Below are 20,037 nucleotides of genomic sequence, written 5' to 3' on the forward strand. Positions count from 1 at the left end.
GGCGCGAGCGGGAGGCTCAGTCGCCGTGCCAGGAGCGCCACAGGGACGCGTATGTGCCGTCCGCCGCCACCAGCTCGTCGTGCGTGCCGAGCTCGGTGACCAGGCCGTCCGCCATCACGGCGACCCGGTCGGCGTCATGGGCCGTCTGGAGGCGGTGCGCGATGGCGATCACCGTACGGCCCTTGAGCACGGCCGCCAGCGCGCGTTCGGTGCTGCGGGCGGTCGCCGGGTCGAGCAGGGCGGTCGCCTCGTCGAGGATCAGGGTGTGCGGGTCGGCGAGCACCACCCGGGCCAGCGCCACCTGTTGGGCCTGCGCGCCGTCCAACCGGTGCCCGTCGTCGCCCAGTTCGGTGTCGAGGCCGGCCGGCAGATCCGCGGCCCAGTCGGCGTGCACGGCGGCCAGGGCGGCCGTCAGCTCCGCGTCGGCGGCGTCGGGGCGGGCGATCAGCAGGTTGTCCCGCAGCGTGTCGCGGAAGACGTGCTGCTCCTGGACGACCAGCATCACCTGCCGGCGCAGCCGGTCCTGCGGCAGGTCCGCGACCGGCACCCCGCCGACCGTGACCGCGCCGCCGCTCGGCCGGTCCAGGCCGGCCAGCAGCCTGCCCAGGGTGGACTTGCCCGCGCCGGACCGCCCGACGATCGCCAGCCGCTCGCCCGGCCGCACGTCCAGGTCCACGCCGTGCAGCACCTCGCGGCCCGGGCCCTGCCCGTCGCCGTACGCGTACCGGGCCGCGGCCACCTCGATCCGGTCGCCGGCCGGCTCCGCGTCGGTCGGCGCCGCCGCCTTCGGGGTGACGGCCAGGCCCTCCACCCGGGCGTAGGAGGCGCCGCTGCTCTGCAACTGCTCGACCCACATCAGGACGACGTCCAGCGGGCCGTTCAACTGCCGCAGGTACAGCGCGCAGGCGACCACCGCGCCGAGCGAGACGACTCCGTGGTCGTAGAGCGCGCCGCCCACCAGCAGCACGCCGACCAGCGGCAGTTCGTAGGACACTCCCACCGTCGGGAAGAGCACCGTACGCAGCGCCAGGGTCCGCAGCCGGGTCGCGCGGGCCTGGCCGATCGCGGCCTCCGCCACGTCGATCCTGCGCTGCCGCAGCCCCAGCGCCTCCACCGTCCGCGCGCCGCTCGCCGTCGCGGTGAGCACGTCGGTCAGGACGGAGTTCGCGGCGCCCTCGGCCAGATAGGCGGTACGGGCCCGGCGCAGGTACCAGCGCACCACGACCGTGACGGCGGCCAGCGAGGCGAGGCTGAACAGGCCGAGCAGCGGATCGATCAGCAGCACCGCGCCGATGATGAACAGCGACTGCACGAGGGCGATGAACACCTCGGGGACGATGTTGCGCAGCGTCACGGCGACGTTGTTGACGTCCGTGGTGCCGCGGGCGACCAGGTCGCCGGTGGGCACCCGTTCCGCCACCGCGGCGGGCATCGCCAGCGTGCGGTCCATGAAGCGCTCGCGCACCCGGGCGGCGGTGCGCTCGCCGAAGCGGTAGCCGGCGTAGAGCGCGTAGCGGGCCAGCACGAACTGCAGGACGGTGAAGACGACGATGAGCAGCGCGTAGCGGTCCACGGTGTGCACCGCGGACGGTCCCGGCGACTTCTTGACGGTGTTCACGATGTCGCCGAGCAGCCGCGGGCCGACCAGGCCGGCCGCCGCCGCGCACGCGTTGAGCAGCAGGATCAGGGCGAACGCCCGCCGGTCGACGCGGATCTCGCCGCCGAGGGCGCGGCGGACCCGGCCGGCGTCGGCGACCGGCAGCGACTGGCTCATCGGGACGGCTCCAGGTCGGCGTCCCGCGGATCGTCGTCCGGCGAGTCGTCATCACACAGGCCGTCCGGCAATTCGTCCCGCATGTCCTCCCGCGAGTCGTCCCCCGCGCCGTCCCCCTGGTCGTCCTCGTCGCGGGAGACCAGCGCGCGGTAGCCGGGATCCGCGGCGAGCAGGTCGTGGTGGGTGCCGGTGGCCGCGGCCCGGCCGCCGACCAGGTGGATCACCAGGTCGGCCTGTTCGAGCACCAGCGGCGAGGTGCTGGTGACGACCGTGGTGCGACCGCCGCGGGCGGTCCGCAGCCCGGCGGCCATCGCGGCCTCGGTGTGCGCGTCCACGGCGGAGGTCGGCTCGGCGGCGAGCAGCACGTCGGGGTCGGCGTGCAGGGCGCGGGCCAGCCGCAGCCGCTGCCGCTGGCCGCCGGAGAGCGTGCGGCCCTGGGTGGTGAGCGGGGCGTCGAGGCCGCCGGGCAGCGCGTCCACGACGTCGGCCGCGACGGCCGCCTCGATCGCGGCCCGCACCGCCTCGTCATCCGGCTGCTGGCGGCGGCCGGCCACGCTGTCCCTGACCGTGCCGGCGAAGAGGTACGCGTCGGGGTCGGCGACCAGCACCCGGTCGCGGAGCCGGCCGAGCGCGACGGAGTCCAGCCGGATGCCGCCCCAGTGCGCGTCGGAGTCGGTGTAGCGGCCGAGCCGTTCGATGACGGCGGCGCCGTCGGCGGGGCGGGCGGCCGCCAGCACGGTCAGCAGCCCTGGCGGCACCTCGACGCCGGACCGGGGGTCGGACAGCACGCCCGACGGCAGCGGGCCGTCCGGCTGCTCCGCCGGGCCGGCGGGCAGGTCGGGGGTGAGGGACAGGAAGCGGATCGCCCGGGCGGCGGCGACCTTGCCGGCCGCGAACTGGGCGCCGCCCTCGATCATGGCCTCCACCGGGACGACGAGGACGGCCACGTAGCCGTACACCGCGACGAGCTGGCCGATGCTGATCGAGCCCTCGGCGGCGGTCCGGGCGGCGAGCCAGGTCACCGCGGCCAGGAAGAGCGCCGGCAGCCCGGTGGCGAGCGCGCCCACCCAGCTGTTGATGGCGCCGACCCGGTACCCGCTGTCGCGCAGCGCCGCCGAGTCGCGGTGGTAGCGGGCGGCGTAGGACTGCTTGCCGCCGAGGCCGTTGAGGATGTGCAGCCCGGTGACCAGGTCGACCAGCCGGGCGGTCAGCGCGCCCTGCTGCTCCCGGTAGCCCGCGCCGACCTGCTGCAACCGGTTCAGCAGCGGTCCGACGGTGACGGCGAGCAGCGGCACGCCGGCCAGCACCACGACGGCCAGCAGCGGGGAGATGGTCAGCAGCAGTACGGCGACCACGACGTAGGCGACGGCGCCGCCGATCCCGGGACCGGTGATGGTCAGCGTCTCGGCGACGGTGAGCACGTCGCTCATCCCGATCGAGACCACCTCACCGGTGCTGACCTGCCGCTGGAGGCTCGCGCCGAGCACGGTGGAGTGCCGGACGGTGGCCCGCGCGGTCCTGAACGCGGCGTCCATCCTGATCCGGGTCATGGTGCGGTGCCTGGTGATGCCGATCAGCGCGTTCAGCACGCCGACGCCGCACAGCAGCGCCGTCCAGCCGGCCAGTGCGCCGCCGTCTCCGGTGCGCAGGCCGTCGTCGATCGCGTGCGACAGCAGGTACGGCGGCACCGCGAGCCCCACCATCCAGGTGATACCCAGCGTCGCCCCGGCCGAGATCCGGCGCCGCTGGCTGACCACCAGCCACCACAGGAACCGGACCGGGCCACGGATGTCGGCTGGTCCTGGCGGGGTGAAGTCGGCGGCCATCAACTCACCCTAACGGCTCACCGCCGCAGGCCGGAGCCGGGTCAGAACGGGGCCGGAGCCGGGTCGGCGCGGGGTCGGCGCACGCCGGCGGGCGGTGCGCACCCCCGAAAAAGGCCCCGGACATCGCGGTCAGGCGACAGTTGTACACGCGTTCGGGGATTGGGGATCTACGGCGCGGCCCCGCGGCCCATAATGCTGGTCATGTCGATCAGCGGCGAAGACTGCGAGTCGGATCCCCCCGTGCCGGGGCAGGTCGTCGCGGGGCAGTACCGGGCCGGCGGGGCGTGGGTGATCACCGCTCGGGGGGACCTGGATCTGGAGAGCCTGCCGCCGCTGCGGGCGGCGCTCGATGCGGCCGCGGCGGCGCACCCGGTGGTGGTCCTGGACGTCGGCGCGGTGACCTTCGGCGACTCGACGTTCCTCGGGGTGCTGCTGGCCGTGCGGCAGCTCACCGCGCTGCGGGTGGCGGGCGCCGGGCAGACGCTGCTGCGGCTGTTCTCGGTGGTCGGCGCGGATCTGGTGCTCGACCTGTACGGCAGCGTCGAGGAGGCGCTCGCCGCCGAGCCGGCCTGACCCGGGAGGCCCCCGGGCCCGACCGGGCCCGACCGGTTCAGCGCAGGATGCCGGCCGCCCGGGCGGCCTTCAGCCAGGACGGGAACTCGGTCAGCAGCCGGTCGTACAGCTCCGCGTCGGACAGCGTGGCGATGTCGTCCACGGCGAAGAAGCCGACGTTGTCCACCCGGCGGCCGGCCATCGTGTCGAAGCGTTCGAGCACGCCGTAGTTGGAGTGGCCCATGCCGACGAACTGCCAGAACAGCGGCTCCTCGACGGCCCCGCGCAGCTGGCTCTCGATCTCGTCGTTGCGGTAGACCCCGCCGTCGGAGAAGAACAGCACGAACGTCGGCTCGGGCACCGGGTTGGCGCGGACGTAGTCGCGGACCTGCGCGATGACCTTCTGCTCCTCGTTGCCGAAGCCGACCTGCCGCATGTCCACCTGGCCGGGCTTGAGGCCGCGCGGCGGGCGCTTGCGGAACAGGCCGAGGGCTCCGACCCGTACGTGCAGCGGGATCCACTCGGGCAGGTCGCCGAGCGACAGGTCGGGCAGCCGGGCCGGGTTGCTGGCGAAGGTCCACGCCTGGAGGACGCCGTCGTCGTTGAGCTGCGCGGCGACCGCGGCCATCCGCTCCACCACGCCGGCCACGACGCCCCTGGAGTACAGGCCCGACATCGAGCCGGACGCGTCGAGCACCAGCACGATCCGGGCCCGCACGGACTCGGCGCCGTGCTTGCGCAGGCTGACGGCGACCTGCTCCTTGCGCAGCGACAGCCGCTTGCGCATGTCGATCGGGAGCTGGTCCTCGCCCTTGACCATCCGCGGCGGACCGGCCTGCGGGCCGGGCTGCGGTGCCGCCTGCGCGGGGGCGGCGGGGTACGGGGGCGGGGCCGCGGCGCCCGGCGGGGGCGGCAGCGGCGCGGCCGGGCCCTGCGGGGGCGGCGCCGCCACGGGCGCGGGCCAGGTCGCGGGCCGGGTGGGCGGAGCCGGGGGCGGCGGCGGGGGTGACGGGAGCGGCGCGGCTGCCGCGGCGGCGCTCGGCGGCTCCTCGTCCACGGTGATGCCGAAGTCGGTGGCGAGCCCGGCGAGCCCGGCCGCGTATCCCTGGCCGACCGCGCGGAACTTCCAGCCGCCGCCGCGCCGGTACAGCTCGCCGCCGACGAGCGCGGTCTCGCTGCCCGCGGTGAAGGGGAAGGACGCCAGCTCGGCGCCGCTCGCCGCGTCCAGCAGCCGCAGGCCGAGGCCCGCCATGCTGCCGAAGGTGCCGCCGTCGGCGGACGCGCAGAGCAGCACCCGGTCCACGGCGGGCTCGACCCGGTCGAGGTCCACCTCGATGGTGTCGGTCACACCGGCCGGGGTGCCGCGCTGCTTGCCGGCGTGCCGGACCGCGCCCGAGGTGTGCCGGGGCTGGTTGTAGAAGACGAAGTCGGCGTCGTCACGCACCCGGCCGGCCTCGGTCAGCAGCAGCGCGGAGGCGTCCGCGTCCACTCCCCCGGACTCCGTCCAGCTCAGTACGGCCCGCACCGCGGGGACGGCGACCGGCACGTTGGCACCCTTGCTCAGCGGCGTAGACGTCATGCGGCCAGTCTGCCGCCGATCGGGCCCGGATGTGCGGCAGTCGGGGCGTTATCCGAGGTGACCCGCGGTGCCGGACGGGGCGGCCGTCACCCCTGGTGACCTGAGGTGACCGCGTTGTTCGGGTGCCGGAACCGGCCACACGCCGACCCGCCTCGCTTATCGCACAGACGTTCGAACATGTGCCAGAATCATCGGCATGCCCCACACCTTCCCCGCCGACCTCGTCCAGGCGCAGCGCGACTGGTACGCCACCTACCGCCAGCTCGCGGGCACGAGCACCGCACCGGGCAGCGGCGGTACCCAGGCCACCGTGCTGCGCCGCCGCCTCGTCCGCCTCTCCGTCCAGGTCACCGCCCATCCGTACTGGACGACGATCCCCGGCACCGCCCCCGCGGCCCGGATGGAGCTCAAGCAGCTGGCCTGGGCGGAGGAGCCGGGTCCCGAGTGGGACAGAACCGGGCGGGAGCCCGCGAACCGGCCGTGGGCGGGCGGCGGCGGGCGCGCCGCGGCCGGCGGCTGACGTCCGCGGCCGGCAGCCGGCCGTGCCGGAACTGTGCGCCGGCTGAGAATGCCGCTGCCATCACGCTGTCCCCGCCTGTCCCAAGGACCGGGCGGGGGCAGGATTGTTTTGTGGAACTCGTATCAGTTGGTATTGCGGCTGTGAGAAGGTGTCGACTTGGCGCAACAGTGCCGGCGGCCGATACGGCGGCCGGCAACCCGAAGGCCGCCCGGCAGCCGATTCGGGGCCATGAGGTAGCTTTTACTTCTCCGCGTGCTATCGATGCGAGGATCGTTACGTATGGATTCCACCCTGCCCGGGGCCGCGTCTGCAGCACGGCGGCGGCGGCGGTTGAACCACCGGATCAAGGACGCTCTGCGAGACCTGAGCGTCCAGCTGGCGCTGCTCAACCACCAGGTGGGCGCGCATCTGGATCTGCGGGACGCCGACCTGGAGTGCCTCGACCTGATCAGCCGCTACGGGCCGCTGGGCCCGACGGCGCTGGCCAAGCGCGCCGGGCTGCACCCGGCCACGCTGACCGGGGTGCTCGACCGGCTGGAGCGCGGCGGCTGGGTGGTGCGCACACCCAACCCGAGCGACCGCAGGGCGATCCTGGTCCAGGTGATCAAGGAGCGGGAGACCGAGGTGGCCCGGCTGTTCTCCGGGCTGAACAACGCGATGGACGGCATCTGCTCGGACTACGACGACTCCGAGCTGGTGATGATCGCCGACTTCCTGCTGCGGACCGCGCGGGCGGGCCGGATCGCGACCGACGACCTGGCCGAGAGCTGAGCCCCGCTCCGCAGCCGGTGCGGGGCCCGTCGGAGAGGGGAGGCGGACGGTCAGCCGTCCGCCCGCCGCTCCGGGTGCCAGTGCGGGGCCGCGTCCGCCAACGAGCCGCCACCTGAACCCTCCAGCCCTGACAGGTCCTGGCTGCCGCGCAGACCGCGCAGATCGCGCAGCACCGCGGGGTCCTTCAGTCCGCCGGGTTCGATCCGGCCGTCGCTGATCACCGACCTGAGCCCGGACTCCTCCGAGGTGCCGACGCCCTCCCACCAGTTGTCGGCGCGGGTCCGCCACCAGCCGGGCATGGCCACTCCGGTGGCCACCGCGCCGAGCGAGATCAGGCTGCGCATCAGCAGCCGCCACAGATAGCGGGCGGCGGACCGCCCCAGCGAGCCGGCCGACCAGCGGAGGACGGGCCGGCTCGGCGCAGCACGGTCGGGCGCGGGCCTGCGGGACACGGGCATGGCAAACCTTCCCTGCGGCAGGCGGGTTCAGGATACGGGTCAGACCGGCTGCCCGGTACGGACCTCCTCGTCCACGATCTTCAGCGAGAGGAACTCCACCGCGTTGAACCGGCGCAGCGACCAGGCCAGCACCCGCGGGATGTCGGGGCTCTCGTCCACGTAGACCTGCGGGGCGACGACCGGAATCCGCCGGCCGCGGGTCTTGATCTCGCAACCGCCGGCCGCGACCACGTTCTTGACCCAGTCGGAGTCGGAGCCGTAGGGCAGCGACAGCACGATGTGCCCGTTCTTCCGGAACACCTTGACCGGTGTGCGGTATTCGCGGCCGGATTTGCGGCCCTTGTGGTAGACCGCGCCGAAACCGGGCATCAGGGGGATGATCCGGCCGACGATCCTGTTGCCGAAATACTTGTTCAAACGGGCCAGCCGCCGACGAACGGACATGCCTGTGCTCCTTCTTTGATGGACGGTCACCGGAAAGGAAAGAAAAAGAGAAGCAGCTGAAAGAACAGGAACACATCGCGTGTGTTTCCCGTGCGATGTCACACTCGCCCGGCGCCGGCCATCTCAGGAGCGCAGGGGTGGAAGTGCGCGTGCCACGGGAGGGCGACCATGTCAGAGGAACCGGCGCGACCGCCGGACGACGGGGTGTCGACGGCGCTGCTGGTGGTGCTGGAGACGCTGACCCCGCTGGAGCGGGCGGTCTTCCTGCTGCACGAGGTCTTCGGCTACGGGCACGGCGAGATAGCCGAGATCCTGGACAGCAGCCCGTCGGCCGTCGGGCAGTTGGCGCTCCAGGCCCGCGAGCAGGTGCAGAACCGCAGGCCGCGCTATCTGACAGGACCCGACGGGCTCTCCTGACGGAGCTGGGTCTGCCGCGCGGCGAGCGCCTCCGCGGGGGCCGCGTGCGCGGCGGCCTCCGGCACGCCCTGGAGGGCCAGCACCCGCTGCTCGCGCAGCTCCTCCTCCACGGTGTGCTCGATCCGCTTCATCGCGATCCGCAGCAGCGGCGGCGCCATCAGCGGGGTGAGGATGGCGATCAGCACGATGATGCTGTACATCGCGGTGGTCAGCAGGCCGAGTCTGACGCCGACCACCGCGATGACGATCTGGATCACCCCGCGGGCGTTGATGCCGGCGCCCAGCGCCAGCATCTCCCAGCGGCTGAGCCGGCCGAACAGGCCGCCGACGAAGGCGCCGAAGAACTTGCCCGCGACCGCGACCAGCAGGGCGATCAGGCCCCACATCGCGATCTTGGGGTGGGTGAGCGAGGTCAGGTCGATCCGCAGCCCGGCGAGCGCGAAGAACAGCGGGGCCAGGAACGACATCACGGTCGCGTTCAGCGGCTCCAGCCGCCTGGCCTGGTTCTCCGGGGCGGTGGCGCCGATCAGGATGCCGCACAGGAAGCCGCCGAAGACGGCCTCGAAGCCCAGCGCCTGGGTGCCGGCGCCGGCCAGCACGATCAGGATGACGGTGGCGCCGATGGTGGTGCCGCGCGAGTCGGAGCGGCTGGCCGCCGCCATCACCCGGCGCACCAGCCAGCGGCCGACGGTCAGCAGGACGACGATGACCACCACGATGTGCCACAGCGGGGTGGCGATCTCGTGCGCGCCGACCCCGGTGACGGCCATGGCCGTCACCACCGAGACCAGCAGCCAGCCGACGGCGTCGTCGATGGTGCCGACGACCAGGATCAGCTGGCCGACGTTGCGGTGGATCAGCTTCATGTCCACCAGTACCCGGCCGATCACCGGGATCGAGCTGACGCACATGGCCACCCCGACGAACCAGGCGAACACCGTCGGATCGGCGTTCGCCGGCCGCAGGCCGGCGGGCAGCGCGTAGCCCAGCCAGAGGCCGAGCGCCATGGTGGGCAGCAGGTCGGCGGCGCTGACCGCCGCCGCCCTGCCACCTTGTCTGCGGACCACGCCGAGGTCCAGGTGCATGCCGGTGAACCCGACGAGCAGCAGGACGCCCAACTGCCCGACGGCGTCGAGCAGGTGCATCTGGGTGGCGTCCTGCGGGAAGAGCCAGCCGGACAGGCCGGGGGCCGCGTGCAGCAGCAGCGACGGCCCGAGCAGCACCCCCGAGGCCAGCTCCCCCACGACGGTTGGCATACCGCACCGCTGGGCCAGCCGGCCCAGGACGAGCGCCAGCACGAGCAGGGCGCTGATCTGGAGCAGGAACACCAGCAACGTGTGCTGGGGAAGCGGGTCGACGGTCTCGCCGGCCGTACTCACCAATCTCATCCGACTGCTCCTCGCTGAGGCACGATGGCGGGGTCCGGTGAGCGGTCAGGCGACGCAGATGCCCTCGACGGCGACCTTCTCGCACAGGTACGGGCGGACGATGACGCCCTCGGGGTAGCCGGCCGCCTTGGCCTGGAACTCCGGGTCGCTGAACGCCTTGAACAGCGTCTCGGTGGACTCCCAGACGGCGACGTTGATCAGGATGTCGCTGCCCGCGGTGCCGCGGTGCAGCTGGGTGGAGATGCAGCCCGGCGCGGCCTTCATGAAGGCCGCGTCCACCGCCCAGCTCTCCAGCACCTCGTCCATCAGGCCGTCGGGCACGATGACGGTGTTCACCAGGACGACGGTGCCGGTCTTCTCCTGGAGCTGGGCCTCGAACGGGATCTTCTGGTCAAGGGACTCGAACTGCATGACGTTTCCTCTCGGTCGGACTACCTGAGATGAACTGCCTGACATGGCTCGGGTGCGGTGCTCTGTGCTCGGTGCTCAGCCGTCGAAGATCGGGTGCACGCCTCGCGGCTCCTCCTCCAGCGCGCCCAGCGAGCCGCGGAAGAAGATGAGCGGTTCCTGGTGCTCGCGCGGAACTCCCAGCTCCACGACCTGACCGAGGAAGATGGTGTGGTCGCCGCCGTCGAACTCGCTGACCAGCCGGCAGGCGAGGAACGCCAGCGCGTCGCTGAGCACCGGCATCCCGTCGGCGGACCTGTGGTGCTTGACGTCGGTGATGGCCGCGGTGCCCCGGCCGGCGAAGGCGCGGGCCAGCGGTTCCTGCGGTCCTGACAGGAAGTTGACGACGAAGGACCCGGACTCGTCCACCACCGCCCGCAGCCTGGACTCCTTGTGCAGGCAGAACAGCACCAGCGGCGGATCCAGCGAGACGGAGGTGAACGAGTTGACGGTGGTGCCCTCCGAACTGCCCTCGGCGCCGCTGGTGATCACCGTGACGCCGGTGACGAACAGCCCGCAGACGTTGCGCAGCAGCCTGCCCTCGACCGGCTCGGGCTGGTGCAGGGCCTCCGTGCTCGGGGCGGTCATGGGGTGGCCCTTTCCGGGGTGCCGACAGGGACGTCCACGGTGGCGCCGGCCATCAGCTCGCTGGCCTTGGGGAGCAGTGGTCCGGCCAGCGCCGTGGTGACCAGCGCCATGATCACCATCATGGTGAACATCTGGCCGTCCAGGACGCCGAGTTGGACCGCGGTGTTGAGGATGATCAGCTCGGTCAGGCCGCGGGTGTTCATCAGCAGGCCGAGCGCCCCCGACTCCCGCCAGCCGAGGCCGGCGATCCTGGCCGGCAGTACCGCGCCGACCAGCTTGCCCGCGCAGGCGACCGCGACGATCGCGGCCAGCTCCGCGTACTGGTAGGCGTGCAGGCCGCCCAGGTCCACGCCGAGGCCGGTGATGATGAAGAACACCGGCAGCAGCACCGTACTGATGTGGCCCAGCGGCTTGCGCAGGTTCTCGGCGAGCTTGACGGCGGGCTCGCGCGGCATGATGAAGCCGAACAGGAAGCCGCCGAAGATGCTGTGGATGCCGATCCAGGTGGTGGCGTAGGCGGACAGGAAGGTGCCGGCCGCCAGGATCACCAGCAGCTGGCGCCACTGCTGGCGGTCGGAGAAGTACCGCACGACCGCCGCCAGCAGTGGCCGGACCACCCAGAACATCGATAGCACGTAGCCGGCGCTGAGCCCGAGCACCTGCACCAGGTCCGACGGGCCGCCGGAGGTGACCAGCGCGGAGACGTAGGCCAGCATGCACCAGGCGAGGATGTCGTCCACGGCGGCGCTGGCCAGGGCGAGGGTGCCGACCCGGGTGTGGGTGAGCCGGTTGTCGGTGAGGATCCGGGCGAGGACCGGGAAGGCCGTCACCGACATCGCGGCACCCATGAAGGTGGAGAAGACCAGGAACGAGATGTGGTGCCCGTTCACGGTGTTGTGGTGCGGGTAGAGCAGGGCCGACACCCCGACGCCGAGGCCGAAGGCGAGGCCGACCGAGCACACCGAGACGGCCGCGGCCATCCCGCGGTGCGGGCGCAGCAGCCGCTTCTCGAACTCCCAGCCGACCATGAACATGAACAGGGTCAGGCCGACCTGGGAGACCGCGTTGAGCAGCGGACGCACGTCGGTCGGGAACAGCTTGTGCGACAGGTCGCCCGGCAGCAGGCCGAGCAGGCTGGGGCCGAGCGCGATCCCGGCCAGGATCTCGCCGATGACCGCCGGCTGCCTCACCTTCTTGGCCAGGGTGCCCAGCAGGATCCCGACGAGCAGGACCATGGCGATTCCGGCCAGCATCGTGGCCATCTGCAGATCGGAGTGCGGCGCGAGGCTCTTCATCGGCAGTCCTCCTGGGGACCGGGGAGATGACAGCGGTCGTCAGACCTGGGCCGGCGTCAGCGGATGCCAGAGGCGGTCACAGGACGCTCTGGGCGAAGGAGAAGGCGCCGTGCGGGTCGTACTTGAGCTTGGTCAGGGCCAGCCGCGGGAAGTTCTCCGCGTAGTACGACTGCCGCCAGTCGGCCAGTTCGGGGTCGATGAAGTTCTGGTAGGTCTCACCGGCGGACTGCGGGTCGACGATGTCGAAGCCGTCGTCCACGAACTGCTGGCCGGCGGCCCGGCCGGCCGGATCGGCGGCGGCCGCGGTCTCGATGTCGGTCAGGAAGTTGACCGTGAACAGCGCGTCGCGGTGCACGAACGCGGTGTCGGTGCGGCGCAGGTCCTTGACGGCGCCGCCGAGCGGCAGCACCTCCATGATGTGCGCCTGGCCGGGCACCCGCAGCGTCTCGAACAGCGCGGCGGCGTTCTCCCACACGCTCTTGGACGGCAGCCGGTTGAACATCCGGCTGCGCTGGAGGCCGAAGACCGGCCGGGTCAGCTGGCCGCCGGGGGTGGTGTCGGCGCGGTGGCAGCCGGTGATGTTGTCGGCCGCGCACCGGTAGAAGCTCAGCATCACGTCCTGGTACGGCAGCACCGCGGCCGGTGTCTGCTGCACCGGGGCGCCGGTCAGCGCGATCAGCCTGGCCACCTCGCTGTTGAGCTCGGCGGTGGTCCCGGTGGAGGCCAGGAAGGCCATCGGGATGCCGGGGGCGCCGGGGGCGGCCTCGGGCAGCTGCAGGAAGGCGCCGCCGCCGATGGTGCGGGGCGCGTCCACCGACCAGCGGGCGTAGCCGTCGAGCATGTCGGCGGCCTTGGACCAGTCCCAGACCAGGTTGACCAGGCCGACCTGGGAGATCGCGGCCGGGGTGATGTCGTAGGAGGTGACGACGCCGAAGTTGCCGCCGCCACCGCCGCGGACCGCCCAGTACAGGTCGCGGTTCTGGGTCGCCGAGGCGGTGACGGTACGGCCGTCGGCCAGCACCACCTTGGCCGCGGTGATCCGGTCCGAGCCGACGCCCGCGGCGCGGGTGAGCAGCCCGAGGCCGCCGCCCTGGTAGTAGCCGCCGACGGCCACCGTGGGGCAGTAGCCGCCGGGTATCGCCAGGCCGCGCGGGGACAGGGCGCTGATGGCGTCCACGCCCTGGACCCCGGTGCCGACCGTCACCTTGTTCTGGCCCACGCTGATCGAGTTCAGCCGGGAGACGTCGATGACCAGGCCGGTGGAGGTGGAGTACCCGCCACCGCTGTGCCCGCCGCTGCGGATCGCGAACGGCAGGCAGTTGTCCTGCGCGAACTTCAGGCTCAGCGCCACGTCGGCGGAGCCGGCGCAGTAGGCCACCGCCTGCGGGTGGACGACGTCGAACTGCTGGAGGTCCAGCTGCTTGGCCGTCTGGTACCCGGGGTCGGTGGGCAGGACGAGCTGACCTTGCAGGTGCGAGCGCAACTGGCTCCAGGGGAGCCCGCTGCCGGCGAATCCGGCGGTGGTCCGCAGGCCGGTCAGCGCCACGGCGCCCGCGCCGGCACCGAGGACTGTTCTTCGACTGATCATGCTTCGGCTCAACTTTCGGTCAGGTGGTCACCGGGTGGGAGGGACGATCAGTTCAGACAGTGGCCGACAGCGGGCCCGTACGGGGCGGTCAGAGCAGCTTCTTGCCCTTGATGCCGGAGCGGACGATTCCCGACAGGGTGTCCCGGGCCAGTTCCTTCATCTGCTCCGGCGCCTTGCGGGTGCCCCAGTACATGAACCTGGCCATCATCAGAGTGCTGGGCAGCACGAACTTGACCTCGGGGTCCGTCCACTGGAACACCGGGTTGACCAGCTCGCAGTCGCGCAGGCTCTTCATGATGATCTCGGCGGCCTGGTCGCCGTCGAGGCTGCCGGCCTCGTACTTCTCGCAGGTTTCTGCCATCAGGTCGAGGATCTGTTTGAACTCGTGGCTCTCGGGCCACCACAGGCCCGGGTGCAGGGTCTCCTCGAGCGCGTCCAGCCACTTCACGTCCCGGTCCAGGGCGTAGTTCTGCCGGGCCCGGGTCAGCCGCATCACGCCGGGGGTCAGGAAGGCCGACCAGACGCGGAAGACCGCGTTCCACAGCGGGAAGTGGTTGAACGAGATGTACGAGCTGTTGACCAGCGCGTCGTTGTAGTGCAGCAGCCCGCGTTCGAGGGTCTCGACGTACTCGAACCGCTCGACGGCGAAGTCGTCCTCGTCCAGGGCCGGCAGCAGCCGGGTCATGAGGGCGTAGACCACCTCGAAGGTGTTGGACAGGCCGCGGGAGAACAGCGGGTCCAGGAAGCCGGCCGCGTGCGACATCAGGCACCAGCGGTGGCCGATCGACTGCTTGGAGCTGTACTGGAGCCGCTCGGTGGAGATCCACTCGCGGACCCGGGTGGCGCCCTCGAACTGCCGCTTCACCGCCGGGTACATGTCCAGGTACTTGTTGAACTCCTCTTCGGGAGTCATGTCCTTGGGCTTGGGGTACAGCCGCTCGTCGAAGGTGAGCCCGACGCTGGTGATCGGGTTCATCGAGTCCTTGAAGTTGTTGAACGGGATGATCCAGAACCAGCCGCGCTCGATCATGTGGTGCATCGTGCCGCCGCTCCACGGGGCCGCGGCCGGCGGGCGCAGGCTGTTGGGGTGGTGGCAGACGTCGTCGAACGGCTTGACGCCGATGTAGTGCGTGAACAGCGACCGCGAGTGGTGCTTGAAGCGGGCCGGGGTCTCGCGCAGGTCGAACTTGTCGGCCAGCAGCGAGCGGAAGCCGGAGGCGTCGATCAGGTAGCGGGCCCGGAAGACCTCGCCGTTCTGGCCGGTGACGGTGACCCCGTCGTCGTCGAAGTCCAGGTCGGAGACCCGCCAGTTCTGCCGGGTCACGGTGCCGTAGCTCGCGGCGACGTTGAAGTAGTACGTGTCGGTGTCCTGCCGGAACAGGTGGCTGGCCTCGGTCAGCAGCTTCGGGATGACGAACTGGGTCGCCTCGCGCGGGTCGGGCTCGTTGCCCGGGGTGTGCCGCATGAAGCCGAAGCTCTGCTTGCGGCCGTGGTGCGGGCCGATGTACTTCGTGACCGCCTTGATGTCGAGCAGGTGCTTCAGCTCGGGCACGTCGTAGCGCAGCGCGAGGATGTGCAGCCACTCGATCAGCTGCGGGGTCATCGACTCGCCGATGGCCATCCGGGGGTGGCTGGCGGCGTCCACCATGACCACCTTCTTGCCCTGCCGGGCGAGGATCGACGCGCTCACCGAGCCCGCCAGGCCGGAGCCGATGATCAGTACATCGCACTCCTCGGCCGCCTTGGTGTTTACCGCCGGCACTGCTTCCTTGGGCTTGCTGGGCACGGAGCGCCCCTCTCTCCTCGAATCAGTGTGGGATCAGCTCGCGGTACGCGCGGCGCGCCGGAAAAGGGCATGCGATTGCGTACCCGAATCGAACGGCAAGCGCGCATGAAAAAAATCGCCGGGCCGACCTTCGCGGTCATGGCCCGGCGATCTGAATGGGGGTGGGAGTCACGGTCGTTCGGACATACCTCGACCGCCCGGAAAAGGGTGACACGCGGCCGTCGCCGGTGTCAACGAATGCTGGTTCAGCTGGTTCAGCTGGTTCAGAAGCTCCACAGGTCCCGGCTGCGATAACGCGCGTCCCAGGAGACCTTGTTGAACAACCGGAGCGGAGCGGGCATACGGGCCAGCCACTTCTGCGCGTCCGCGGGCGTCATCCCGTCGGTGATCCACGGGATCCACACCGAGGCGCCGCCGAGCTTCTGCTTGCGGGCCATGGCGCGGCTGAAGCCCTTCCAGTCGGCCGGGGTCATCACGGAGTCGATCAGCGGCAGCGCGTCCCGCTCCTCGTGCGACAGGTGCGCGTCCAGGACCGCGGTCAGCTCCGCGACCCGGGCCGGCAGATCCGCCGAGCGGTTCCTGATCCCCTCGTCGACCGAGGCCAACTGCGGGTCGAGGACGGCGTGTTCGGCCTCCATCTGCTCCAGCAGCGCCAGGTCGTCGGGCCGGCCGGCCACCAGCCGGGTCAGCCGGGGCCACAGCCAGGTGTCCTCCACGGTGTGGTGGACGTGCAGCTGCTGCTTGAAGTTCTCCCAGCCGTCCCGGACCTGCGGGCTGTCGGCCCGGCCGGCCGCGGCGGCCGCGGCCAGCCGCTCCAGGTCGCGGCGGAAGCCGTCGTGGGTGACGTACATCTCGGTGAAGTTGATCCGGTCCGCCGGGTTGGCGGTCACGATGCGCTGTGTCTCGGTGGTCATGATTCCCTCTTGATTCGTGGGTCCGGCGGGCCGTGGTCGCCCGTCAGCCGTGTGCGGTGGACGATCCGGGCTGCGCGACGGTGCCGGCCTCGGCGGTCTGGTCCTCGTCGGGCACCGGCAGCCCGTGCGGGTTGGCGGACGGGCCGCGCGGGCTGACGATCACCAGGCAGGCGATCACCCCGAGCAGCAGCACCCCGAACGGCACGAGCATGGTGGGCTTCATCGCGTGGGTGAAGCCGTGCCCGAACACGGCGGTGGCCGCGTCCTGCACCCGGTGCGCGGCCGAGGCGGGTATGCCGGACGGCAGCTTCATGCCGCCGCCGCTCTGGCCGCCCACCGCGAGGTGCTTGCCCTCCTCGGCGAAGTTGCGGACGAACTGGCCGCGGTACGGGGCCGGCAGCGAGCCGGCCCGGGCCTGCGCCTGGTCGTTGAGCGAGGACACCAGCTGGTTCTGCAGCACCGCGCCGATCACCGCGCCGGCCAGTACCGAACCGACCTGCCGCAGCGCGTTGTTGACGCCGGAGGCGGCGCCGGTGAGCTTCGGCGGCACGTTGCGCATGACCTCGGTGGCCATCGGGGTGAAGGTGCAGCCCATGCCCATGCCGATCAGCAGCACCGGGCCGATCAGCGCGGTCCAGCTCTGCCCGACCTCGGCGGTGGTGACGATCCAGATGATGCCGCCGGAGAACGCCGTCAGGCCGCCCATCAGGATGTACTTGCCGCCGAACTTGTCGGCCAGCACCCCGGACGGGCCCGCGGTGATGATCGAGCCGACCGCCATCGGCACCAGCACCCCGCCGGCCTTCAGCGCGCTGAAGCCCAGCACCGACTGGAGGTAGATGGTCAGCGGCAGGATCAGTCCGACGACGCCGAACGACACGGCGACGCCGACGAAGTTCACCACCGAGAAGTTGCGGTCCCTGAACAGCACGTAGGGCACCAGCGGCTCGTTGTCCTGCTGGCCGCGCTGGTAGACCAGGAACACCGCGAGCACCACCGCGGCGGCGGCCAGGGTGCCCCAGATCCAGCCGTTCCAGTCGTACTTCTGCCCCTCGATCAGGCCGAAGGCGAGCAGGAAGAGCGCGACGGTCGCCAGGATCACCCCGGGGATGTCGAAGCGGTGCCGCACGGCGCGCTTCGGGGCCGGCATCAGCAGCGCCGCCCCGATCACCACGATCACCCCGATCGGGATGTTGACGAAGAAGATCCACCGCCAGTCGAGCTTGGTGACCAGCAGGCCGCCGAGGCTGGGTCCGGCCACCGAGGCGAGTCCCGCCACGGTGCCCCAGATGCCGAGCGCGACACCGCGCTTCTCCTCCGGGAAGACGTCCACCAGCATCGACAGGGTCTGCGGCATCAGCAGCGCCGCCCCGATGCCCTGCACCGCGCGGTACGCGATCAGCTGGCCGGGGTCCTGCGCGAGCCCGCAGGCCAGGCTCGCCAGCGTGAACACGCTGACCCCGGCGATGAACAGGTACTTCTTGCCGCGCAGGTCACCGAGCCGGCCCGCGGTGATCAGCAGGACGGCCAGGCCCAGCGTGTAGGCGTTGACCACCCACAGGATCTGGTCCAGTGACGCGTCCAGGCTGTCCACCATGTCGGGGATGGCGATGTTGACGATCGTCAGGTCAAGCAGGGTCATGAAGAACCCGAGGGACAGGATCACCAGGATCGCCCACGGATTGCCCTTCCACTTGCTCACAACTTCCTCCTAGCCGTGCGTGGCGTGGTACGGGCCGCACGGCGTCCCGCGACGCTCAGCCCCTGGTCCGTAGAGACCGGCCGGTTCGGCGGTGTGACATCGCCTGCCGGGTTTGAGACACAGGCCACATATGCGCAGGAGGTGCCCGGAGGTCAGCCGGCGGCCGGCGCCAGCCGCTCGCGCAGGAACTCCACCACCCGCTCGCGGGCGGCGAGCGCGGGGTGCCCGGCGGTCTCCCTGACCTCGCCGGTCAGCACCGAGTGGGCGCTCTTGGCGAAGCCGCCGGCGTTGCCCTTGGAGGAGTCCAGCTCGATCACCTCGAAGGCGTCGCCGAGGCTGCGCCGCAGGGTGGCGAACCGGGCGCGCTGGGAGCCCTTGTCCTCGCTGAAGCGCAGGCCGAGCACGCACAGGCCGGAGTCCTTGGTGCGCTGGACGACGGTGTCGAGTTCCTGCTCCGACACCCCCGGGTCGGCGGCCCGCCGGCCGCCCACCGGGAACGGCAGCGCGGGCTGGCTGAGCACCGGCGCCAGGACGACGTCGTCCACCGCGGCGGCCAGTGCGAAGCCGCCGGTGAAGCACATGCCGATGATGCCGACGCCGGGCCCGGGGGTGCGGGCGGCCAGGTCCCGGGCCACCGCCTTGAGGTAGTCGGCGATCGGCCGGTGCGCGTTGGTGGCGAAGGCCCGGAACTCCGCGGAGACGCAGAGCTTGGCGAAGGTCTGGATGCCGTAGCCGGCGCTGGCCTTGCGGCCCGGGTCGCCGAACGGCGACGGGATCGCCACGGTGAAGCCCTGCTTGACGATGTGGTCGGCCAGGCCCAGCACCTGGGGCGTCATCCCGGGGATCTCCGGGACCAGGACCACCCCGGGCCCGTCGCCCTTCTCGTACACGTCATGGGTGAGTCCGGCCCCCGTGAACGGCGTCCGGCGCCAGCCGGTGAGATCGGAGGTCGGTGCGGATCCGGTCACGAGGGGTCTCCTTCATCAGGTCGTATGCGTCAGGTCGTACGTCCCTGCGGTGCCGGCCGCTACGAGGCCGGCGTCTTCCGCCTGCGCCCCGCCCGGACGGCGAGCACGAAGAAGGCGGTCCAGCTGGCGATCACATCGACGTGATCGACGTAGTCGGTGGACCCGTTGGACCTGCGGGTCTTGTTGGCGGCCCCGACCAGGCTGACGGTCAGGGTGCCGAGCGTGAGCAGGGTGCGCATCGGCGTCGGCCCGGTGCGGGGCTTCGGCTGCACGGCAGCACTCATGGTAGGGGCGCCTCCTCGCGGCGGGGTGGATACCGGCCAGGCGGGCGGGGGCCCGAAGCGTCACGGGCCCCCGGCCGGTCACATCTTCGGCGGCAGCATGTCCTTCGGGGTGAACCTGACCACCGGGATCAGCCGGCTGGCCCGGTTCTGGAACTCCCAGATGAACGGGTACACGTCGGTGTACATCTTCCAGATCCGGTCCCGCTCGGCGCCGGTCACCTCGTCGGCGACGACGTCGATCACCTCACGGCCGATATTGATCTTCACCTCGGGGGTGGCCTTGACGTTCAGGTACCAGGCCGGGTGGATCGCCTTCGGGCCGCCGGGGACGTCGAAGTGGCCGGGCACGGCGACCGCGTAGAAGATGCCGTTCTCGAACTGGTAGCCGAGCGGGACGATCCGCTCCTTGCCCGACTTGCGGCCCTGGGTGTGCAGCAGCAGCGCGTCCAGGTCGCCGAAGCGACCCATCAGCCGGCCCTGGGAGCGCTGGTAGGCCACGATGTTGACGTTCAGGAAGAACTTGTTGATCCGCTTCTGGATGCCGCTCGGCGGCTTGGAGTAGAGGTAGACGTTGAAGCGCACGAACGCCCGCATCAGCGGCCCTGCGTTGAGCTCGGGGCGGGTGGTGGACCAGGAGGTCAGTGCGTTGGTCTCCCGGATGACCGAGGTGTCGCCCATCGGCTCGGCCGTCGTGTCGGCCATGGGCTTCGGCGTGGTCTGCATGGAGTCGTGCCTT

The 20,037-nt window shown here is 71.5% G+C and carries 19 protein-coding genes and 1 pseudogene; 4 read left to right on the forward strand and 16 right to left on the reverse strand.

From position 1 onward, the window contains the following. Window positions 1-16: 16 nt before the first annotated feature. Complete coding sequence (locus ACQPW6_RS11240; RefSeq protein ID WP_433889431.1) at window positions 17-1,774, reverse strand: ABC transporter ATP-binding protein; 1,758 nt, start codon at window positions 1,772-1,774, stop codon at window positions 17-19. Next, window positions 1,771-3,600 (reverse strand): ABC transporter transmembrane domain-containing protein, encoded by a 1,830-nt coding sequence (locus tag ACQPW6_RS11245; protein ID WP_433889432.1) that lies wholly within the window; start codon window positions 3,598-3,600, stop codon window positions 1,771-1,773. Before ACQPW6_RS11245 ends, ACQPW6_RS11240 begins: the two co-directional genes overlap by 4 nt. Before the next feature lie 201 nt (window positions 3,601-3,801). On the opposite strand from ACQPW6_RS11245, the gene ACQPW6_RS11250 reads away from it, so the two are divergent. Beyond that, window positions 3,802-4,173 carry an STAS domain-containing protein gene (locus ACQPW6_RS11250; RefSeq protein ID WP_433889433.1) on the forward strand — a complete coding sequence of 124 codons (372 nt, stop codon included), beginning with the start codon at window positions 3,802-3,804 and terminating at the stop codon, window positions 4,171-4,173. A gap of 37 nt (window positions 4,174-4,210) precedes the next feature. Here the strand turns inward: ACQPW6_RS11250 and ACQPW6_RS11255 are convergent, their stop codons facing one another. Beyond that, window positions 4,211-5,731, reverse strand: coding sequence for a VWA domain-containing protein (locus ACQPW6_RS11255; RefSeq protein ID WP_433889434.1), 1,521 nt, complete (start codon window positions 5,729-5,731; stop codon window positions 4,211-4,213). A 196-nt stretch (window positions 5,732-5,927) separates the two neighbouring features. On the opposite strand from ACQPW6_RS11255, the gene ACQPW6_RS11260 reads away from it, so the two are divergent. Next, window positions 5,928-6,251: a hypothetical protein gene (locus ACQPW6_RS11260; protein WP_433889435.1), complete on the forward strand. Its 324-nt coding sequence runs from the start codon at window positions 5,928-5,930 to the stop codon at window positions 6,249-6,251. Between the two features lie 279 nt (window positions 6,252-6,530). Continuing rightward, a complete protein-coding gene (locus tag ACQPW6_RS11265; protein WP_433889436.1) occupies window positions 6,531-7,022 on the forward strand; it encodes a MarR family transcriptional regulator in 492 nt (163 codons plus the stop codon). A 50-nt stretch (window positions 7,023-7,072) separates the two neighbouring features. On the opposite strand, the gene ACQPW6_RS11270 is transcribed toward ACQPW6_RS11265, so the two are convergent. Together ACQPW6_RS11270 and ACQPW6_RS11275 are read right to left on the reverse strand one after the other, a co-directional pair. After that, entirely contained in the window at window positions 7,073-7,480 is a 408-nt protein-coding gene (locus tag ACQPW6_RS11270; protein WP_433889437.1) for a hypothetical protein, read from the reverse strand. A 39-nt stretch (window positions 7,481-7,519) separates the two neighbouring features. Further along, window positions 7,520-7,924, reverse strand: coding sequence for a nitroreductase family deazaflavin-dependent oxidoreductase (locus ACQPW6_RS11275; protein WP_433889438.1), 405 nt, complete (start codon window positions 7,922-7,924; stop codon window positions 7,520-7,522). A gap of 198 nt (window positions 7,925-8,122) precedes the next feature. Here ACQPW6_RS11275 and ACQPW6_RS11280 point away from each other — a divergent pair. Further along, window positions 8,123-8,326 (forward strand): annotated as a pseudogene (locus ACQPW6_RS11280) (sigma factor-like helix-turn-helix DNA-binding protein); the annotation flags it as partial. Here ACQPW6_RS11280 and ACQPW6_RS11285 read toward each other — a convergent pair. From ACQPW6_RS11285 to ACQPW6_RS11335, 11 genes are all read right to left on the reverse strand, one after another. Next, a complete protein-coding gene (locus ACQPW6_RS11285; protein ID WP_433889439.1) occupies window positions 8,311-9,729 on the reverse strand; it encodes a cation:proton antiporter in 1,419 nt (472 codons plus the stop codon). The pseudogene ACQPW6_RS11280 and the gene ACQPW6_RS11285 overlap by 16 nt on opposite strands. A gap of 45 nt (window positions 9,730-9,774) precedes the next feature. Then, window positions 9,775-10,140: an antibiotic biosynthesis monooxygenase family protein gene (locus ACQPW6_RS11290; protein WP_433889440.1), complete on the reverse strand. Its 366-nt coding sequence runs from the start codon at window positions 10,138-10,140 to the stop codon at window positions 9,775-9,777. Window positions 10,141-10,215: 75 nt separating this feature from the next. Then, window positions 10,216-10,764: a flavin reductase family protein gene (locus ACQPW6_RS11295; protein WP_433889441.1), complete on the reverse strand. Its 549-nt coding sequence runs from the start codon at window positions 10,762-10,764 to the stop codon at window positions 10,216-10,218. Beyond that, window positions 10,761-12,059 (reverse strand): cation:proton antiporter, encoded by a 1,299-nt coding sequence (locus ACQPW6_RS11300; RefSeq protein WP_433889442.1) that lies wholly within the window; start codon window positions 12,057-12,059, stop codon window positions 10,761-10,763. Before ACQPW6_RS11300 ends, ACQPW6_RS11295 begins: the two co-directional genes overlap by 4 nt. 76 nt (window positions 12,060-12,135) lie before the next feature. Continuing rightward, window positions 12,136-13,647, reverse strand: a complete 1,512-nt coding sequence (locus ACQPW6_RS11305) for an FAD-binding oxidoreductase (RefSeq protein WP_433889443.1) — start codon at window positions 13,645-13,647, stop codon at window positions 12,136-12,138. A gap of 88 nt (window positions 13,648-13,735) precedes the next feature. Then, window positions 13,736-15,433 (reverse strand): NAD(P)/FAD-dependent oxidoreductase, encoded by a 1,698-nt coding sequence (locus ACQPW6_RS11310; protein WP_433889444.1) that lies wholly within the window; start codon window positions 15,431-15,433, stop codon window positions 13,736-13,738. A gap of 263 nt (window positions 15,434-15,696) precedes the next feature. Beyond that, window positions 15,697-16,347 carry a hemerythrin domain-containing protein gene (locus ACQPW6_RS11315; protein ID WP_433889445.1) on the reverse strand — a complete coding sequence of 217 codons (651 nt, stop codon included), beginning with the start codon at window positions 16,345-16,347 and terminating at the stop codon, window positions 15,697-15,699. A gap of 43 nt (window positions 16,348-16,390) precedes the next feature. Continuing rightward, window positions 16,391-18,049 (reverse strand): MFS transporter, encoded by a 1,659-nt coding sequence (locus ACQPW6_RS11320; RefSeq protein ID WP_433889446.1) that lies wholly within the window; start codon window positions 18,047-18,049, stop codon window positions 16,391-16,393. Between the two features lie 152 nt (window positions 18,050-18,201). Further along, window positions 18,202-19,017: a dienelactone hydrolase family protein gene (locus tag ACQPW6_RS11325; RefSeq protein ID WP_433889447.1), complete on the reverse strand. Its 816-nt coding sequence runs from the start codon at window positions 19,015-19,017 to the stop codon at window positions 18,202-18,204. Between the two features lie 59 nt (window positions 19,018-19,076). Continuing rightward, complete coding sequence (locus ACQPW6_RS11330; protein WP_433889448.1) at window positions 19,077-19,301, reverse strand: hypothetical protein; 225 nt, start codon at window positions 19,299-19,301, stop codon at window positions 19,077-19,079. 78 nt (window positions 19,302-19,379) lie between these two features. Continuing rightward, on the reverse strand, window positions 19,380-20,024 hold the full coding sequence (locus ACQPW6_RS11335; protein ID WP_433889449.1) for a nitroreductase/quinone reductase family protein: 645 nt from the start codon (window positions 20,022-20,024) through the stop codon (window positions 19,380-19,382). Window positions 20,025-20,037: the final 13 nt, after the last annotated feature.

It is taken from the genome of Streptomyces sp. CA-111067 (assembly GCF_050956065.1).
Taxonomy (GTDB): domain Bacteria; phylum Actinomycetota; class Actinomycetes; order Streptomycetales; family Streptomycetaceae; genus Actinacidiphila.

What these genes read in the sequence shown, in the direction of transcription:
- ACQPW6_RS11240 (WP_433889431.1), bottom strand. Translation starts at nt 1,774, where the DNA reads ATGAGCCAGTCGCTGCCGGTCGCCGACGCCGGCCGGGTCCGCCGCGCC.
- ACQPW6_RS11245 (WP_433889432.1), bottom strand. Translation starts at nt 3,600, where the DNA reads ATGGCCGCCGACTTCACCCCGCCAGGACCAGCCGACATCCGTGGCCCG.
- ACQPW6_RS11250 (WP_433889433.1), top strand. Translation starts at nt 3,802, where the DNA reads ATGTCGATCAGCGGCGAAGACTGCGAGTCGGATCCCCCCGTGCCGGGG.
- ACQPW6_RS11255 (WP_433889434.1), bottom strand. Translation starts at nt 5,731, where the DNA reads ATGACGTCTACGCCGCTGAGCAAGGGTGCCAACGTGCCGGTCGCCGTC.
- ACQPW6_RS11260 (WP_433889435.1), top strand. Translation starts at nt 5,928, where the DNA reads ATGCCCCACACCTTCCCCGCCGACCTCGTCCAGGCGCAGCGCGACTGG.
- ACQPW6_RS11265 (WP_433889436.1), top strand. Translation starts at nt 6,531, where the DNA reads ATGGATTCCACCCTGCCCGGGGCCGCGTCTGCAGCACGGCGGCGGCGG.
- ACQPW6_RS11270 (WP_433889437.1), bottom strand. Translation starts at nt 7,480, where the DNA reads ATGCCCGTGTCCCGCAGGCCCGCGCCCGACCGTGCTGCGCCGAGCCGG.
- ACQPW6_RS11275 (WP_433889438.1), bottom strand. Translation starts at nt 7,924, where the DNA reads ATGTCCGTTCGTCGGCGGCTGGCCCGTTTGAACAAGTATTTCGGCAAC.
- ACQPW6_RS11285 (WP_433889439.1), bottom strand. Translation starts at nt 9,729, where the DNA reads ATGAGATTGGTGAGTACGGCCGGCGAGACCGTCGACCCGCTTCCCCAG.
- ACQPW6_RS11290 (WP_433889440.1), bottom strand. Translation starts at nt 10,140, where the DNA reads ATGCAGTTCGAGTCCCTTGACCAGAAGATCCCGTTCGAGGCCCAGCTC.
- ACQPW6_RS11295 (WP_433889441.1), bottom strand. Translation starts at nt 10,764, where the DNA reads ATGACCGCCCCGAGCACGGAGGCCCTGCACCAGCCCGAGCCGGTCGAG.
- ACQPW6_RS11300 (WP_433889442.1), bottom strand. Translation starts at nt 12,059, where the DNA reads ATGAAGAGCCTCGCGCCGCACTCCGATCTGCAGATGGCCACGATGCTG.
- ACQPW6_RS11305 (WP_433889443.1), bottom strand. Translation starts at nt 13,647, where the DNA reads ATGATCAGTCGAAGAACAGTCCTCGGTGCCGGCGCGGGCGCCGTGGCG.
- ACQPW6_RS11315 (WP_433889445.1), bottom strand. Translation starts at nt 16,347, where the DNA reads ATGACCACCGAGACACAGCGCATCGTGACCGCCAACCCGGCGGACCGG.
- ACQPW6_RS11330 (WP_433889448.1), bottom strand. Translation starts at nt 19,301, where the DNA reads ATGAGTGCTGCCGTGCAGCCGAAGCCCCGCACCGGGCCGACGCCGATG.
- ACQPW6_RS11335 (WP_433889449.1), bottom strand. Translation starts at nt 20,024, where the DNA reads ATGCAGACCACGCCGAAGCCCATGGCCGACACGACGGCCGAGCCGATG.